This window comes from Pseudomonas sp. MNR3A (assembly GCF_009650575.1).
Classification (GTDB): Bacteria; Pseudomonadota; Gammaproteobacteria; order Pseudomonadales; family Pseudomonadaceae; genus Aquipseudomonas; species Aquipseudomonas machongensis.
On record NZ_VZZS01000030.1, the window covers coordinates 203097 to 217825 of the forward strand.

At 63.1% G+C, this 14729-nt stretch carries 13 protein-coding genes; all 13 read right to left on the bottom strand.

The window, feature by feature from the left end; genetic code table 11:
* Positions 1-4 precede the first annotated feature (4 nt).
* The 13 genes from astE to acs all read right to left on the bottom strand — a co-directional run bounded on the left by astE (position 5) and on the right by acs (position 14570).
* Entirely contained in the window at positions 5-1012 is a 1008-nt protein-coding gene (gene astE, locus F6X62_RS21210; RefSeq protein WP_153774606.1) for a succinylglutamate desuccinylase, read from the bottom strand.
* Positions 1013-1023: 11 nt separating this feature from the next.
* Complete coding sequence (locus F6X62_RS21215) at positions 1024-1314, bottom strand: hypothetical protein (RefSeq protein ID WP_054891925.1); 291 nt, start codon at positions 1312-1314, stop codon at positions 1024-1026.
* Positions 1315-1329: 15 nt separating this feature from the next.
* On the bottom strand, positions 1330-2679 hold the full coding sequence (gene astB, locus F6X62_RS21220) for an N-succinylarginine dihydrolase (protein WP_153774607.1): 1350 nt from the start codon (positions 2677-2679) through the stop codon (positions 1330-1332).
* A gap of 22 nt (positions 2680-2701) precedes the next feature.
* Complete coding sequence (astD, locus tag F6X62_RS21225; protein WP_178117577.1) at positions 2702-4168, bottom strand: succinylglutamate-semialdehyde dehydrogenase; 1467 nt, start codon at positions 4166-4168, stop codon at positions 2702-2704.
* The gene (astA, locus tag F6X62_RS21230; RefSeq protein WP_054891928.1) at positions 4165-5193 is read right to left on the bottom strand and encodes an arginine N-succinyltransferase; all 1029 of its coding nucleotides are present in this window, start codon (positions 5191-5193) and stop codon (positions 4165-4167) included. The genes astD and astA overlap by 4 nt, the downstream gene beginning before the upstream one ends.
* Positions 5194-5255: 62 nt before the next feature.
* Positions 5256-6275 carry an arginine/ornithine succinyltransferase subunit alpha gene (gene aruF / locus F6X62_RS21235; protein WP_063545713.1) on the bottom strand — a complete coding sequence of 340 codons (1020 nt, stop codon included), beginning with the start codon at positions 6273-6275 and terminating at the stop codon, positions 5256-5258.
* Between the two features lie 146 nt (positions 6276-6421).
* A complete protein-coding gene (locus tag F6X62_RS21240) occupies positions 6422-7642 on the bottom strand; it encodes an acetylornithine transaminase (protein ID WP_153774609.1) in 1221 nt (406 codons plus the stop codon).
* Positions 7643-7980: 338 nt separating this feature from the next.
* Entirely contained in the window at positions 7981-8961 is a 981-nt protein-coding gene (argR, locus tag F6X62_RS21245) for a transcriptional regulator ArgR (protein WP_153774610.1), read from the bottom strand.
* Between the two features lie 91 nt (positions 8962-9052).
* Complete coding sequence (locus F6X62_RS21250) at positions 9053-9817, bottom strand: ABC transporter ATP-binding protein (RefSeq protein ID WP_054891932.1); 765 nt, start codon at positions 9815-9817, stop codon at positions 9053-9055.
* 22 nt (positions 9818-9839) lie between these two features.
* Positions 9840-10538 (bottom strand): ABC transporter permease, encoded by a 699-nt coding sequence (locus tag F6X62_RS21255; RefSeq protein WP_054891933.1) that lies wholly within the window; start codon positions 10536-10538, stop codon positions 9840-9842.
* Entirely contained in the window at positions 10535-11224 is a 690-nt protein-coding gene (locus F6X62_RS21260) for an ABC transporter permease (protein ID WP_054891934.1), read from the bottom strand. Before F6X62_RS21260 ends, F6X62_RS21255 begins: the two co-directional genes overlap by 4 nt.
* Before the next feature lie 91 nt (positions 11225-11315).
* Positions 11316-12101, bottom strand: coding sequence for an ABC transporter substrate-binding protein (locus F6X62_RS21265; protein WP_054891935.1), 786 nt, complete (start codon positions 12099-12101; stop codon positions 11316-11318).
* A gap of 507 nt (positions 12102-12608) precedes the next feature.
* Complete coding sequence (gene acs / locus F6X62_RS21270) at positions 12609-14570, bottom strand: acetate--CoA ligase (protein ID WP_054891936.1); 1962 nt, start codon at positions 14568-14570, stop codon at positions 12609-12611.
* Positions 14571-14729 lie beyond the last annotated feature (159 nt).

The following is a 14729-nucleotide window of genomic DNA, read 5'->3' on the forward strand; positions in this document are numbered from 1 at the left end:
ACCCCTACTCCAGGCGCTGCCCGGAATCCGGCACGATCAGAATCCCTGCCCGCAAGCCATTCCTGACCTTGGGGTTGGGGAAAATGATACGTGCCCCCTCCTCTTCCACGACCCAGCGTGTTTCGGCCAGGTCCTCGGCCAGCAGATAGCCCTTGCTGAGCTCGGAAAAATTCTCGATATCCGCCGGCAAATGCAGGTGGAAGCTGTCGCTGTGCTTGATGATTTCCCGGGCGACGCTGAACAGCTTCAGGCCATCGAGGCTGGGCCCGATCTCTGGCTCGGTACCCTCGATGAGCTGGACAAGCCGCTGCTCCAGCTTATCGAGATTGACCTGTTCGTTCTGCCCGAACGGACGGGCCTTGCCCAGCTCCAGGGTGAAGGCTTCGGCGTCGAGTTGTTCGTAGGTGAAGGCACTGAAGGTGATCGACGACTTGCTCTGCAACAGCACCGCCTCCATGCCGGCGGCCGCCAGGCGGGCCAGTTCGCGGCGTGAATGCTTGCGGCCTTCCTTGAACGGGTACAGGGCGAACTGCTCGATCTTCGAACCGCGAATGGCCGTGTGCAGGTCGTAATGCAGGCGAGTACGCTCGGGCTTGCTGAAGAACACCCGGGCAAACTGCTCGAGCTCCGCGGCGCGCAGCGCCTCGAAACCACTGGAAAGCTCGTGACGACCGTTGAACAGGCGATTGATGTCCTGCTCGATGAAGCGCTCGCCCTTGCGAATCGCCGCAGGGTTGCCGAACAGGAACAACACCCTGGCACGCGGCTTGATCTGGCCGTTGGCCACACCATGCAGCAGCCGCTCCAGCAACTCGATCGGCGCGGTCTCGTTGCCGTGAATGCCAGCCGACAACAACAGGTCGAGCCCGCAATCTTCGCTTTCGGCCGGACGCACCTCCAGCGCGCCCTCCCCCAACCAGCGCAAACGCACGCCCTTGGGGGTCACTTGGGTCTTCTCGGCCGGTTCGTGATCGGTCAGGGTCAGCTCAAGCAGTTTGCCGAGGGCGAGCATAGGGCATTTCCTTAGTGGTGATGACCGCAATCCGGACCGTGCACGTGATCGTCGTCTTCACCGACCTCGGCAGGCTCCATCTCCAGCTGCAGGCTGACCAGGTTGGTGGCCATTGGGCGCAGCAGCAGGTTGGCGTACTCGGTATCGTCTTCCTCGACATCGACACCGATCAGCAGTTGACCGCGGCCATCCTGCTGGATCCACACCTCCTTGCCTTGCCAGACCACCGCAAAGCGGGTGCAGGAGGTTTCCAGCTGGGTGCCGTCTTCATCTTCCAGGATCAGGCGCAGGGCGTCGGACATTGCAAATTCTCTCTATCAAGGTTGGCGTTGGAACGGATAGACCGAACCCAACTTCAGGATCTGGGTCAACTCATCCAGTGCCGTACGGCATTCGTCCAGCAATTGCGGGTCGGCAAGATCAGCTTCGCCCAGACGGTCGCGGTAGTGCTTGTCGACCCACTGCACCAGGGTGTCGTACAGCGGGGCGGTCATGATAACGCCTTGATTGACCGCCGCCAGTTCCGTTTCCTTCAGGGCCACGCGCAAGCGCAGGCAGGCCGGGCCACCGCCGTTCTGCATGCTCTGCTTGAGGTCGAACACCTTGACCTCCTTCACCACACCCTGCTGGCCGGTCAGCTGGCTCAGGTAACTCCAAACCCGCTCGTTGTTGCGGCACTCCTCAGGTACCACCAGCAGCATGGAACCGTCGTCGCGCGACAGCAACTGGCTGTTGAACAGGTAGGACCGCACCGCGTCCTCCACCGTCACTGCCGAACGCGGCACGCGGATGGCCTGGAAGTTGCCGCCCTTTGCAGCCAGTTTAGCCTGCAGCTGGCCAAGCACCGTGTCGGTCTCGAGGAAGGCGTCCTCGTGGTAGAACAGCACCTCGCCGTTACCCACCGAAATCACGTCGTTGTGGAACACCCCCTGATCGATCACCGCAGGGTTCTGTTGAGCGTAGACCACACCTTCCTCGCCAAGGCCATGCAACCGCGCCACGGCCTGGGAGGCCTCGAGGGTCTGGCGCGCCGGATACTTCTGTGGCGACGGGTAGCGCGCGTCGAAGGCGCTGCGACCATAGACGAAGAACTCCACGCCCGACTCGCCGTACGCACGGCAGAAGCGCGTGTGATTGGCCGCACCCTCGTCGCCGAACTGGGCCACTGCCGGCAATGCCGCGTGATGGGCGAAATGCTGCTCGTCAGCGAACATCGCCGCCAGCACGCGACTGGTGGTCGGGTGTTCGATGCTGCGGTGGTACTTGCAGTTGAGGTTGGCTGCAGTGAAATGCACCCGCCCATCCGCCGTGTCGGCGCTGGGGCTGACGGTGGCGGCGTTGGCCACCCACATGCTCGAGGCCGAGCAACTGGCGACGAGCAGCGGCATGGCCTCCTTGGCGGCGCGGCGGATCACCTCGGCGTCGCTGCCGGTGAAGCCCAGGCGGCGCAGGGCAGCCACATCGGGTCGCTCCTGTGGGGCCAGCACACCTTGCTTGAAGCCCATTTCCATCAGGGCTTTCATTTTTGCCAGGCCCTGGCGCGCCGCTTCTCGCGGATTGGAGCACTGCTGGCTGTTGCTCTGCGAGGCCACGTTGCCGTACGAGAGGCCGCCGTAGTTGTGGGTTGGCCCCACCAGGCCATCAAAATTCACTTCATAGGATTTCATCGGCTAGCTCCGAGACCTGTTGTTATAGGGTGACGCCCGGCGTCAGGGTCGCCGGCAGGGCAAGGCTGGCGGTCTCCAGCGAGGCCACGGGGTAGGCGCAGTAGTCCGCCGCGTAATAGGCACTGGCCCGGTGATTGCCACTGGCCCCCACGCCACCGAACGGTGCGCTGCTGGCGGCGCCGGTGAGTTGCTTGTTCCAGTTGACGATGCCGGCGCGGCTGCGCAACCAGAAGTACTGGTAGCGAGCGCGCGAGTCGGACAGCAACCCGGCTGCCAGGCCGTACTGGGTGTTGTTGGCCTCATCGATCGCCGCATCAAAGTCGCTGTAGCGATTCACCTGCAGCAGTGGGCCGAAGAACTCTTCGTCGGGCCGGTCGGCAACTGCCGAAACATCGAGGATGCCTGGCGTCAACAAGGCAGCGCCGGCCTTTGGCTGGGTCATTTCCAGCAGCGCCTGCGCGCCCCTGGCCAGCAGTTCGGACTGGGCAGCCAGCAAGGCAGCGGCAGCCTGCAGCGAAATCACCGAGCCCATGAACGGCGTCGGTTGCTGATCGAAGGCTCCGACGCTGATGCTGCGACTGACCTCGACCAGGCGCGCAAGCAGCTTGTCACCCCAGGCGCCGTGCGGCACCAGAAGACGGCGCGCACAGGTGCAACGCTGCCCGGCCGAAATGAACGCCGACTGGATGATGGTGTAGACCGCAGCATCCAGATCCTTGACCTCATCGACCACCAGCGGATTGTTGCCGCCCATTTCCAGCGCCAGGATCTTGTCCGGACGACCGGCGAACTGCTGGTGCAGCAGGTTGCCGGTGCGGCTGGAACCGGTGAAGAACAGACCATCTATGCCCGGGTTGGCCGCCAGAGCGACACCGGTTTCACGGGCGCCCTGCACCAGGTTGAGCACACCGCTCGGCAACCCGGCGGCGATCCAGCACTTGACCGTCAGCTCGGCGACCTTGGGGGTCAGCTCGCTGGGCTTGAACACGACACAGTTGCCAGCCAGCAGCGCCGGCACGATATGGCCGTTAGGCAAGTGACCAGGGAAGTTATAGGGGCCGAACACCGCCACCACGCCATGCGGCTTGTGGCGCAACACGGCGGTCGCGTCGGCCAGCGGGCCGCTCTTCTCGCCGGTACGCTCGCGGTAGCTCTGCACCGAGATCGCTACCTTGTTGACCATGCTGGTGACTTCGGTGGCCGACTCCCACAAGGGCTTGCCGGTTTCCTCACCGATGCAGCGGGCCAGTTCGTCGGCGTTGGCCTTGAGTTGGTCAGCGAAGCCTTCGAGCACGGCGATGCGCGCCTCCAGGCTCAGTTGCGCCCAGGCCGGAAAGGCATTGCGCGCCGCCTGCACCGCAGCTTCGACCTGAGCAGGCGTCGCGCCCTGCCCTTGCCAGACCACGGCCTGGCTGACCGGGTCGAGCGATTGCAGGGCGTCACCCTGGCCAGCCTGCCAGTTTCCGGCGATGTAATGCGTGGTCATTATTGGGTCTCCCGGGGTGCAGTCAGCGGCACGGCGCGAACGTTATCGCCAACGCCCAGGCGCAGGCGCTTGGCGGTCTGCGGATCGACGACCAATGTCCCGGCCGCCAGACGCGCGGGCGCTGCGGTGATACGGCAGTCTTCGCGCTTGCGGTTGTGGATGATGTAAGGCGTGGCGTCGTCACCCGGCGTACCGACCGCCAGCACCAGGGTTTCACTCTCGCGCACGGCTCGGATCTTCGCGGTCTCGCATTCGATTGCCGGGCCGGCATCGAAGATGTCGACGTAGCCTTGATAGTTGAAACCTTCGCGCTTGAGCATCGCCAGCGCAGGCTCGGTGTCGGTGTGCACGCGCCCGATGACGCTGCGCGCAGCCTCCGACAGGAAACAGGTGTACAGCGGGAACTTGGGCATCAGCTCGGCGATGAACGACTTGTTGCCCACGCCGGTGAGGTAGTCGGCCTGGCTGAATTCCATCTTGAAGAAGTGGCGGCCCAGGCTTTCCCAGAACGGCGAACGACCGGCAGCATCGGACATACCACGCATCTCGGCGATGATCTTCTTGCCGAACAGGTCAGGGAACTCGGCGATGAACAGCATGCGCGACTTCGACAGCAGGTGCCCATTGCGCCCGCTGCGGTAGTCACTGCGCAGGAACAGCGAGCACAGCTCGGAGTTGCCGGTCAGGTCGTTGGCCAGGAACAGGGTCGGGATCTCGCGGTAGATGTTCAGTTCCTGCGAGGCGCTGACCGTCAGGCCGACCCGATAGTTGTACCAAGGCTCGCGCAAACCGACGGCGCCGGCGATGGCGCTGATGCCGACCACCAGGCCTTCGTCGTTCTCCAGCACGAACAGGTAGTCGGTGTCGCCGCGCTCGGCTTCGCCACTGAAGCTCTTCTCGGCCCAGCCGACACGGCGGGCCAGTCGCTCCTCGTTGGCAGGAAGCGTGGTCAGCCCGGTGGTACCGGTGCTGCGGGCCAATTCGATCAGCGCGGGTAAATCGCTGCTGCGTACAGGACGAACGATCATGCTATCTCCTTGTGCGGCGGCCTCTGCCTGCCGCGAATCGCGCTTGCCAGCTTCGCGCAGGCTCAGGCGGCAACCAGACGGACGTTGCCACCTTCACCGACGCCCAGGGCGTCGGCAGCTTCATTGCTCAGTGCCACTGGCTTGCCCGGCACCCAGTCCAGTTCCAGCAGCACGGCGCGGTAGTCCTGCAACTGGCCGTTGCACACCAGGTACGGGCGCCCGCCCTTGACTGGCGTGTCGTCAATCCTGACCGGCACCACGCGGCTCTGGGCAATCGAGCGGATCGCCGAAGTGCGTGCATGCAAGGTCGGGCCACCGTCGAAGATGTCGATGTAGTGCTCGGTCTCGAAACCCTCGCGCATCAGGATGTCGAAGGTAATCTGCGCGCGCGGGTGCACCTGGCCCATGGCTTCCTGGGCTTCGTCGTGCAGCAACGGCACGTAGATCGGGTAGTGCGGCATCAGTTCGGCGAGGAAGGTCCGGCTCTTCAGCCCGCACAGGCGCTCGGCGTCGGCGTAGTTGAGGTCGAAGAAGTTGCGCCCGATGGCGTCCCAGAACGGTGATTCACCCTGATCGTCGCTGTAGCCGACGATCTCGGTCACCACCGAGTCGGCAAAACGCTCGGGATGCGAGGCCATGAACAGCAGGCGACCGCGCGAATTGAGCTCGGCGAAGCCGCTGTTCACCAGCTCGGGCAATACGTAGAAGCTGGTCAGCAGGCTGTTGCCGGTCAGGTCGTGGCACAGCGACAGAACGTGGATCTTGTTGTGGATCTTCAGCTCGCGCGAAGCGTGCACGAAGGTTTCGTTGCGAAAGCTGTAGAACGGCTCGGAATAGCCGGCCGAGGCGACGATGGCCGAACAGCCGGCGAGCTTGCCGGAGGTGCTGTCTTCAAGCACGAAGAAATAGCTCTCTTCTCCGTTGAAGCTCACCTCGGCAGCGAAGGAGGTTTCCGAGGCGGCGATCTTGTCGCCCAGGCGGCCCGCGTCATCGGGCAGCGAGGTGACACCAATGGGGCTGTCGGCAGCCATGCGCTGCACTTCATTCAGATCCGCCATTTGCGCGGGGCGCATCACCAGCATGGTGTCACTCCTTTGGAATACGGGCCGACCCGGTCGGCACGGAAGAACGGCGGGCACACCCTTGCTTGCACAAGCAGGCACCCGCACTGGAATTCAGGTATCGCCGGCGCAGTATGATCCGCCCCGGCGATGGGACCGCAGGGCGATCAGCCCTGGGTCAGCTTGGCCACAGCGCGCTCGAAGCGGTCCAGGCCCTCGTCGATGTCAGCGTCCTCGACCACCAGGCTCGGCGCGAAGCGCACGACGTCAGGACCGGCCTGCAGCACCATCACGCCTTCTTTCTCGGCGGCATTGAGGATGTCCTTGGCCTTGCCTTTCCAGGCCTCGCTCAGCACACAGCCGATCAGCAGGCCGACGCCACGCACCTGGGTGAACAGGCCAGTGTCCTGGCCGATCTTCTCCAGACGGGTCTTGAAACGCGCGTGCTTGGTCTTGATGCCGGCCAGCGTCTCGGGGGTGTTGACCACGTCCAGCACCGCACAGGCGACGGCGCAACCCAGCGGGTTGCCGCCATAGGTGGTGCCGTGGGTGCCAACGGCCAGGTGCTTGGCCAGCTCGGTGGTGGTCAGCATGGCACCGATCGGGAAGCCACCGCCCAGGCTCTTGGCGCTGGTCAGGATATCCGGGGTCACGCCGTAGTGCTGGTAGGCGTACAGCGATCCGGTACGGCCGACGCCCGTCTGTACTTCATCGAAGATCAGCAGGGCGTTGTGCTCGTCACACAGTTTGCGCGCACCTTCCAGGTAGGTCTTGTCGGCCGGCACCACCCCGCTCTCGCCCTGGATCGGCTCGATCACTACGGCGCAGGTCTTGTCGGAGATCTGTGCCTTCAGCGCTTCCAGGTCGTTGTACGGGACATGGCTGATGCCGGTGATCTTGGGTCCGAAACCGTCGGAGTACTTGGGCTGGCCACCGACGCTGACGGTGAACAGGGTGCGACCGTGGAAGCTGTTCACGGTGGCGATGATCTCGTGCTTTTCCGGGCCGAAGCGGTCATGCCCGACACGACGGGCCAGCTTGAAGGCGGCCTCGTTGGCTTCGGCGCCGGAGTTGCAGAAGAAAGCACGGTCGGCAAAGGTGGCATCCACCAGCTTGTGCGCCAGGCGCAGGGCCGGCTCGTTGGTGAAGACGTTGGACACGTGCCACAGGGTGTTGGCCTGTTCGGTCAGCGCTTTGACCAGTGCCGGGTGGCAATGACCCAGGGCGTTCACCGCAATGCCGCCGGCGAAGTCGATGAGTTCGCGGCCCGACTGGTCCCAGACGCGGGAGCCCTCGCCTCGAACAGGAATGAAGGCCGCCGGGGAGTAGTTGGGAACCATGACCTGGTCGAAATCGGCACGCTGCACCGGGGCTTGCTCAACGGACATCTGAGTCTCCTGAAGAGGAACGCTGGCCTGAAAGTGGCGAGCGATGGGGGGATTGTAAGGACTGATCGGCGCCTGTCCTTGCTGCCAGGCGACAACTTGTTACAGCGCCAACCCCTGTTTTACCTGGGTTTTCGGCAATGCGACAAACACTGTCGCAATCGCGCAGTGTAACGGGCTGACGGGGTGGCGGGGAGAGGGTTGGGCAAATTGGGAGAACGGGTGTTCACAGGAGAGGGAGACGCCCGCGGCGGCCCTATCGCGGGGCAAGCCCGCTCCCACAGCTACCCCGGCGAACTCAGAATCAGTGGGGCAGCTATGGAAGCGGACTCGCCCCGACCTCAACCGCGCTCGGCCGACGCCGAACTCAACTCGAACGGGCTGCTGCTGCGCCGCTGATTGCGGTCTTCCCGCGGCGTGGCGCCGAAGAAATTGCGGTAGGCGCTGGAGAAATGCGGCCCGGATGAGAACCCGCACGACAAGCCGATCTGGATGATCGACTTGCTGGTCTGCATCAGCATCTGCCGCGCCTTGTTCAGGCGCAGCTCCAGATAGTACTGGCTGGGCACGCGATTGAGGTACTGCTTGAAGATCCGCTCCAACTGCCGGCGCGAGACACAGACATGCTGGGCGATCTCGTCGGTGGTCAGAGGCTCTTCGATGTTGGCCTCCATCAACAGCACGGCCTGGGTCAGCTTGGGGTGACTGGAGCCCAGACGATTCTGCAACGGGATACGCTGACGCTCCCCGCCTTCACGAATGCGCTCGACCACCAGTTCCTCGGACACCGCGCCGGCCAACTCTGCCCCGTGATCACGGGCCAGCACCGCCAGCAGCAGGTCGGTCACCGCCATGCCACCACAGGCAGTCAGGCGGTCGCGATCCCAGTCGAACAGATGACTGGTGGCGATCACCTTGGGGAAACGCTCTGCAAAGTCGTCCTGCCAGCGCCAGTGCACCGCCGCCCGGTAACCGTCGAGCAGACCCAGCAAGGCCAACGGGTACACGCCCGCCGACAACCCACCAATCATGCAGCCACTGCGGGCCAGGTGCTTGAGCGCCGCCGACAGCGCCGAACCCACCGCCAGCGGCGGCTCGTCAGCGAGCACCAGAAGCTTCTGGAAACCCTCCAGCCGACCGTTCCAGGGCTCGCCCGGCAGGCGCCAGGCGCCCGCTTCGGCAGGCTCGGCCTGCAGGTAGGCCAGCTCGTAGACCACATCAGGATGCACCCGCTGCGCCACCTGCAGCACTTCCTCGGCCAGGGCCAGGGTCAGCGGCTTGGTGCCGGGCCAGATAAGAAATCCGATTCGCTGGGTGGTCATAGGCTAGGTCCGAAACCTGAAGTCGAGTGAGGCACGGGTCATGCCGCGCTCGCTGCGCAGCATGCCCTATTCTGGTGCAGGAGTGCAGCTTTTACTTCAGGCTGCCAGAGAGAAACTGCTTGAGACGCTCGGATTGCGGATTGACCAGCACCTCACGCGGATTACCCCGCTCCTCGACCAACCCCTTGTGCAGGAACACCAGCTGGTTGGACACCTCGCGGGCAAAGCCCATTTCATGCGTGACCACCACCATGGTGCGGCCTTCCTGGGCCAACGACTGCATGACCTTCAGCACATCGCCCACCAGCTCAGGATCGAGCGCCGAAGTCGGCTCGTCGAACAGCATCACCTCAGGCTCCATGGCCAGGGCGCGAGCGATCGCCACACGCTGCTGCTCACCGCCGGACATGTGCCCGGGGAAAGCATCCTTGCGATGCGCCACACCCACCTTGGCCAGGTAGTGCTCGGCCTTTTCCAGCGCCTCCTTCTTGTTCATGCCCAGCACATGCACCGGCGCCTCGATGATGTTCTCGAGTGCAGTCATGTGCGCCCACAGGTTGAAATGCTGGAACACCATCGACAGGCGCGAACGCATGCGCTGCAGCTGCTTGGGGTCGGCAGCCTTGAGCGCGCCGTCCTTGCCGGCGACCAGCTTGAGCTCCTCGTTGTTGAGGAGGATCTTGCCGGCATGCGGCTGCTCAAGCAGGTTGATGCAGCGCAAGAAGGTGGATTTGCCCGAACCGCTCGAGCCGATGATGCTGATCACATCGCCTGCCTTGGCTTCGAGCGAGACGCCCTTGAGCACCTCGTGGCTGCCGTAGCGCTTGTGCAGGTCTTGGACTTGGAGTTTGTACATGCTGTCGATTCTCACAGAGCGGTCAGTGCTTGCGCGGCGCCAGGTAGCTGAGCCAGCGACGTTCGGCCATCTTGAACAGGCGCACGAGGATGAAGGTCAGGCACAGGTAGAACACGCCCGCCGTGATGTAGGCCTCGAAAGGCAGGTAGTACTGGGCATTGACCGTGCGCGCAGCACCGGTGATGTCGATCAGGGTCACGATCGACGCCAGGCTGGTGGTCTGCAGCATCATGATCACTTCGTTGCTGTACTGCGGCAGCGCCCGGCGCATGGCCGAAGGCAGCAGGATGCGGCGGTACATCTTGAAGCGCGACATGCCCATGGCCTTGGCTGCCTCGATCTCGCCATGAGGCGTGGCCTTGAGGCTGCCGGCGATGATTTCGGCGGTGTAGGCGCTGGTGTTGATGGCGAACGCCAGGCAGGCGCAGAAGGTCGCACTCGACAGCCACGGCCAGAAGATGCTCTCGCGCACCGCCTCGAACTGGGCCAGGCCGTAGTAGATCAGGAACAGTTGCACCAGCATCGGCGTGCCACGGATCACATAGGTGTAGAGCCACGCGATCAGGTTTACCAGCGGCTGCTTCGACACCCGCATCAACCCCAGCGGAATGGCCGCCAGCAGGCCGAAGAACAGCGACAGCGCCAGCAGCTTGAGGGTGGTCAGCAAACCGCCGATGTACAGCGGCATGGCCTCCCAGATGACGTTGTAGTCGAAGATCATAGTTCAGCCGCCTTTACGCCCACCGAGTAGCGCTTCTCGAGATACTTCAACGCCAGCAGCGAAACGCTGGTCAGCACCAGGTACAGCGCCGCCACCGCCAGGAAGAAGGTGAAGGGTTCGCGGGTGGCATCCGCCGCCTGCTTGGCCTTGAACATCATGTCCTGCAGACCGACCACGGAAATCAGCGCAGTGGCCTTGGTCAGCACCAGCCAGTTGTTGGTGAAGCCGGGAATGGCCAGGCGGATCATCTGCGGCACCATGATGCGGAAGAATACCTGGCGGCTGCTCATGCCATAGGCCGCGCCCGCTTCGGCCTGCCCCTTGGGAATGCCGAGGAAGGCGCCGCGGAAGGTTTCCGACAGGTAGGCACCAAAGATGAAGCCCAGCGTGCCGATACCGGCGATCATCGGGTTCAGGTCGATGTAGTCATCGTAGCCGACCAGTGGCGCGACCCGGTTGATGATGTCCTGGCCGCCGTAGAAGATCAGCAGGATGAGCACCAGGTCCGGAATGCCACGGATCACCGTGGAGTACAGGTCGCCCAGCCAGGCCAGCCAGCGCACCGGCGACAGCCGCAAGGCCACGCCGATCAGGCCCAGAACGATGGCCAGGGCCATCGACGACAGGGCGAGCTGCAACGTCAGCCACGCCCCCTCGAGGATGACTGCCCCGTAGCCTTTCAACATGATTGGGATTCCTCAGGACTTGGGAATGAAAAATGGTGCAAACCTCAGAGATTCTGCTGTTTGCACCATTGCACAGGTGAAACTCGACGATTTAGTTCGACTCTGGGCCGTAGATGTCGAAGTTGAAGTACTTCTTCTCGATCTCTTTGTACTTGCCGTTGGCGCGGATGGCGTCGATGGCAGCGTTGATGCGATCGGCGTTGGCCTTGTCGCCCTTGCGCACGGCAATGCCGACGCCGTCACCGAAGTACTTCACGTCGGTGAACGACGGGCCGACGAAGGCGAAGCCCTTGCCGGCGTCGGTTTTCAGGAAGCCGTCTTCGAGCAGAGTGGCATCGGCCACGGTGCCATCGAGGCGACCGGCGGCGACATCCAGGTAGATTTCGTTCTGGGTACCGTAAGGCACGACGGTGGCGCCCTTAGGTGCCAGCACTTCCTTGGCGAAGCGGTCGTGGATAGAGCCGCGCTGTACACCGATCTTCTTGCCCTTGAGCTCGTCGAGGCTGTCGCTGACGGTGGAGCCTTCCTTCATCACCAGACGGGCTGGAGTCAGGTAGTAGCGCTTGGTGAAGTCGACGGACTTCTTGCGATCATCGGTGATCGACATCGACGACAGGATGGCGTCGATCTTGCGCACTTTCAGCGCCGGGATCAGGCCATCGAACTCCTGCTCGACCCAGGTGCACTTGGCTTTCATCTCTTCGCACAGGGCGTTGCCGATGTCGTAGTCGAAACCGGCGATGCTGCCATCAGGCTGCTTGAAGGCGAAGGGTGGGTAAGCGGCTTCGATACCGATCTTCAACGGCTTCTCGTCGGCCTGCGAGACCAGGGAAAACACAGACAGCGCCAGGGCGCCAAGCAGTGCAAGCTTCTTCATCAGGTAACTCCATCGGTACGGGGCAATACCAGGCAGGGACACGATTGCCGGATATGCGAATGAGTACAACGCGAGCCGCGCAGGGTTCGACCAAGGTCGCAGACCACGAGCGAGTGAGTGGCATTTTAACGACAGCCCGGTAGTCGATATTTCTTCAAAGCGACAACTACGTACAGAAGCGCCTGAAGCTGCGGGCGGCGATATTGACAGCTCTTGCGAAACATGCAAGCGCAAAAGGAAAACAACCTTTAGACGAAGCAATAAGCGGGCCTATTATTGGCAAAGCCTTGTAATCCGGCAAGTGCAGGGTGCAAGGCTGCAAAAAACGGCTACAGGATCGCACCCTGAAGGCACAGAAATGTTTCCCTTGGCCCCGTTTGAGTGCAATCACGGTGACAGCAGCGGGTTACCGATGAATGTCGGGTAACAGAATGCAAAAACCCCGCCGATTACCGGCGGGGTCTGGTTGCAAGGCGCGGGGCAAGGCAGCCTACCCCCAAAGCATCATCACGCGGTCGCCAGGTTCATGGCCTTGTGCGTGTCGATCAGGTGCTGCACCACACCCGGGTCGGCGAGCGTGGAGATATCGCCCAGCGCATCGTACTCACCCGTGGCGATCTTGCGCAGGATACGCCGCATGATCTTGCCCGAGCGAGTCTTGGGCAAGCCTGGCGCCCACTGGATGACATCCGGCGAGGCGATCGGGCCGATCTCCTTGCGCACCCAGTTCTTCAGCTCCTGGCGCAATTGCTCACTGGATTCCTCGCCGGCATTGAGGGTGACGTAGACATAGATGCCCTGCCCCTTGATGTCGTGCGGCACACCTACCACCGCGGCCTCGGCGACCTTGGAGTGGGCGACCATCGCGCTTTCGATCTCGGCCGTCCCCATGCGGTGCCCCGAAACGTTGAGCACATCGTCCACCCGACCAGTGATCCAGTAGTAGCCATCTTCGTCGCGGCGCGCACCGTCACCGGTGAAGTACATGCCACGGAAGGTCTTGAAGTAGGTGTCGACGAAGCGGTCGTGATCGCCATACAGCGAGCGCGACTGGCCCGGCCAGGAGTCGAGGATCACCAGGTTGCCCTCGGCCGCGCCTTCGATCAGGTTACCCAGGTTGTCCACCAGTGCCGGTACCACGCCGAAGAACGGACGGGTTGCCGAGCCCGGCTTGAGGCCGGTGGCGCCCGGCAGCGGACTGATCAGGATGCCGCCGGTCTCGGTCTGCCACCAGGTGTCGACGATCGGGCAGCGCTCCTTGCCGACGGTCTTGTAGTACCAGTTCCAGGCCTCGGGGTTGATCGGCTCACCCACCGAACCGAGCAGGCGCAAGCTCGAGCCATCGGCACCGGCGACCGCCGCCTGACCTTCGGCCATCATCGCGCGGATGGCGGTTGGCGCGGTGTAGAGAATGTTGACCTTGTGCTTGTCGACGATTTTCGACACGCGGGTGATGTCCGGGTAGTTCGGCACGCCCTCGAACAGCAGGGTGGTCGCGCCATTGGCCAGCGGGCCATAGACGATATAGCTGTGACCGGTGACCCAGCCCACGTCGGCGGTGCACCAGTAGACCTCGCCCTGACGGTAGTCGAACACACGCTCGTGGGTGAGCGCGGCATAGACCAGATAGCCGCCCGTGGTGTGCAGCACGCCTTTGGGCTTGCCGGTGGAGCCGGAGGTATAGAGGATGAACAGTGCTTCCTCGGCCCCCATCTCTTTGGGGGCGCAATGGCTGGAGGCGACCTTCATCAGGTCTTCGTACCAGATGTCGCGATGCTGGTGCCAGGCGATGTCACCACCGGTGCGCTTGCACACGATGATCTTCTGCACACTGTTGGTTTCAGGGTTGGTCAGCGCCAGGTCGACGTTGGCCTTGAGCGGCGTGCGGCGGCCGCCACGCAGGCCTTCGTCGGCGGTGATGACGACCTTGGACTTGCAGTCGATGATGCGCCCGGCCAGCGCTTCAGGAGAGAAGCCGCCGAATACCACGGAGTGGATGGCACCGATGCGGGCACAGGCCAGCATCGCCACCACGGCTTCCGGGATCATCGGCATGTAGATGGTCACCACATCGCCACGGTGCACGTCCTGGCCACGCAGGGCGTTGGCGAACTTGCAGACCTGCTCGTGCAGCTCGCGATAGGTGATGTTGCGGTGTTCGGAAGGGTCATCGCCCTCCCAGATGATCGCCAGTTGGTCGCCGCGCTCTTCGAGGTGACGATCCAGGCAGTTGTAGGAAACGTTCAGAGTGCCGTCAGCGAACCATTTGATATCGACATGGTGGTCGTCGAACGAGGTCTGCTTGACCTTGGTGAAGGGCTTGATCCAGTCCAGGCGCTGGGCCTGCTCGCGCCAGAAACCGTCCGGGTTGATCACCGATTGCTGGTACATGGCCTTGTAGGTGGCCTCGTCGGTCAGGGTGTTTGCCGCAACCTCGGGACGAACGGGATACAGTGGAGCCGCACTCATCTGTGTTACCTCGGTGTAATAGTTGTTTTTGTATGAGACGGTTTTAACTGTACCAGAGCGACCATGACCATTCGACGTTGGTAGTAACGAACAGCATGCGCCGCGGCGAAATTTCATCAAGGCGCTCTAGCCCGCGGAGCCCCAGGCCATCACTGAAGA

Excerpts from the sequence above, each read along its gene's own strand:
- F6X62_RS21240 (WP_153774609.1), bottom strand. The coding sequence starts at position 7,642 with ATGTCCGTTGAGCAAGCCCCGGTGCAGCGTGCCGATTTCGACCAGGTC.
- acs (WP_054891936.1), bottom strand. The coding sequence starts at position 14,570 with ATGAGTGCGGCTCCACTGTATCCCGTTCGTCCCGAGGTTGCGGCAAAC.
- F6X62_RS21265 (WP_054891935.1), bottom strand. The coding sequence starts at position 12,101 with ATGAAGAAGCTTGCACTGCTTGGCGCCCTGGCGCTGTCTGTGTTTTCC.
- F6X62_RS21215 (WP_054891925.1), bottom strand. The coding sequence starts at position 1,314 with ATGTCCGACGCCCTGCGCCTGATCCTGGAAGATGAAGACGGCACCCAG.
- F6X62_RS21260 (WP_054891934.1), bottom strand. The coding sequence starts at position 11,224 with ATGTTGAAAGGCTACGGGGCAGTCATCCTCGAGGGGGCGTGGCTGACG.
- astB (WP_153774607.1), bottom strand. The coding sequence starts at position 2,679 with ATGAAATCCTATGAAGTGAATTTTGATGGCCTGGTGGGGCCAACCCAC.
- F6X62_RS21250 (WP_054891932.1), bottom strand. The coding sequence starts at position 9,817 with ATGTACAAACTCCAAGTCCAAGACCTGCACAAGCGCTACGGCAGCCAC.
- aruF (WP_063545713.1), bottom strand. The coding sequence starts at position 6,275 with ATGCTGGTGATGCGCCCCGCGCAAATGGCGGATCTGAATGAAGTGCAG.
- argR (WP_153774610.1), bottom strand. The coding sequence starts at position 8,961 with ATGACCACCCAGCGAATCGGATTTCTTATCTGGCCCGGCACCAAGCCG.
- astA (WP_054891928.1), bottom strand. The coding sequence starts at position 5,193 with ATGATCGTTCGTCCTGTACGCAGCAGCGATTTACCCGCGCTGATCGAA.
- F6X62_RS21255 (WP_054891933.1), bottom strand. The coding sequence starts at position 10,538 with ATGATCTTCGACTACAACGTCATCTGGGAGGCCATGCCGCTGTACATC.
- astE (WP_153774606.1), bottom strand. The coding sequence starts at position 1,012 with ATGCTCGCCCTCGGCAAACTGCTTGAGCTGACCCTGACCGATCACGAA.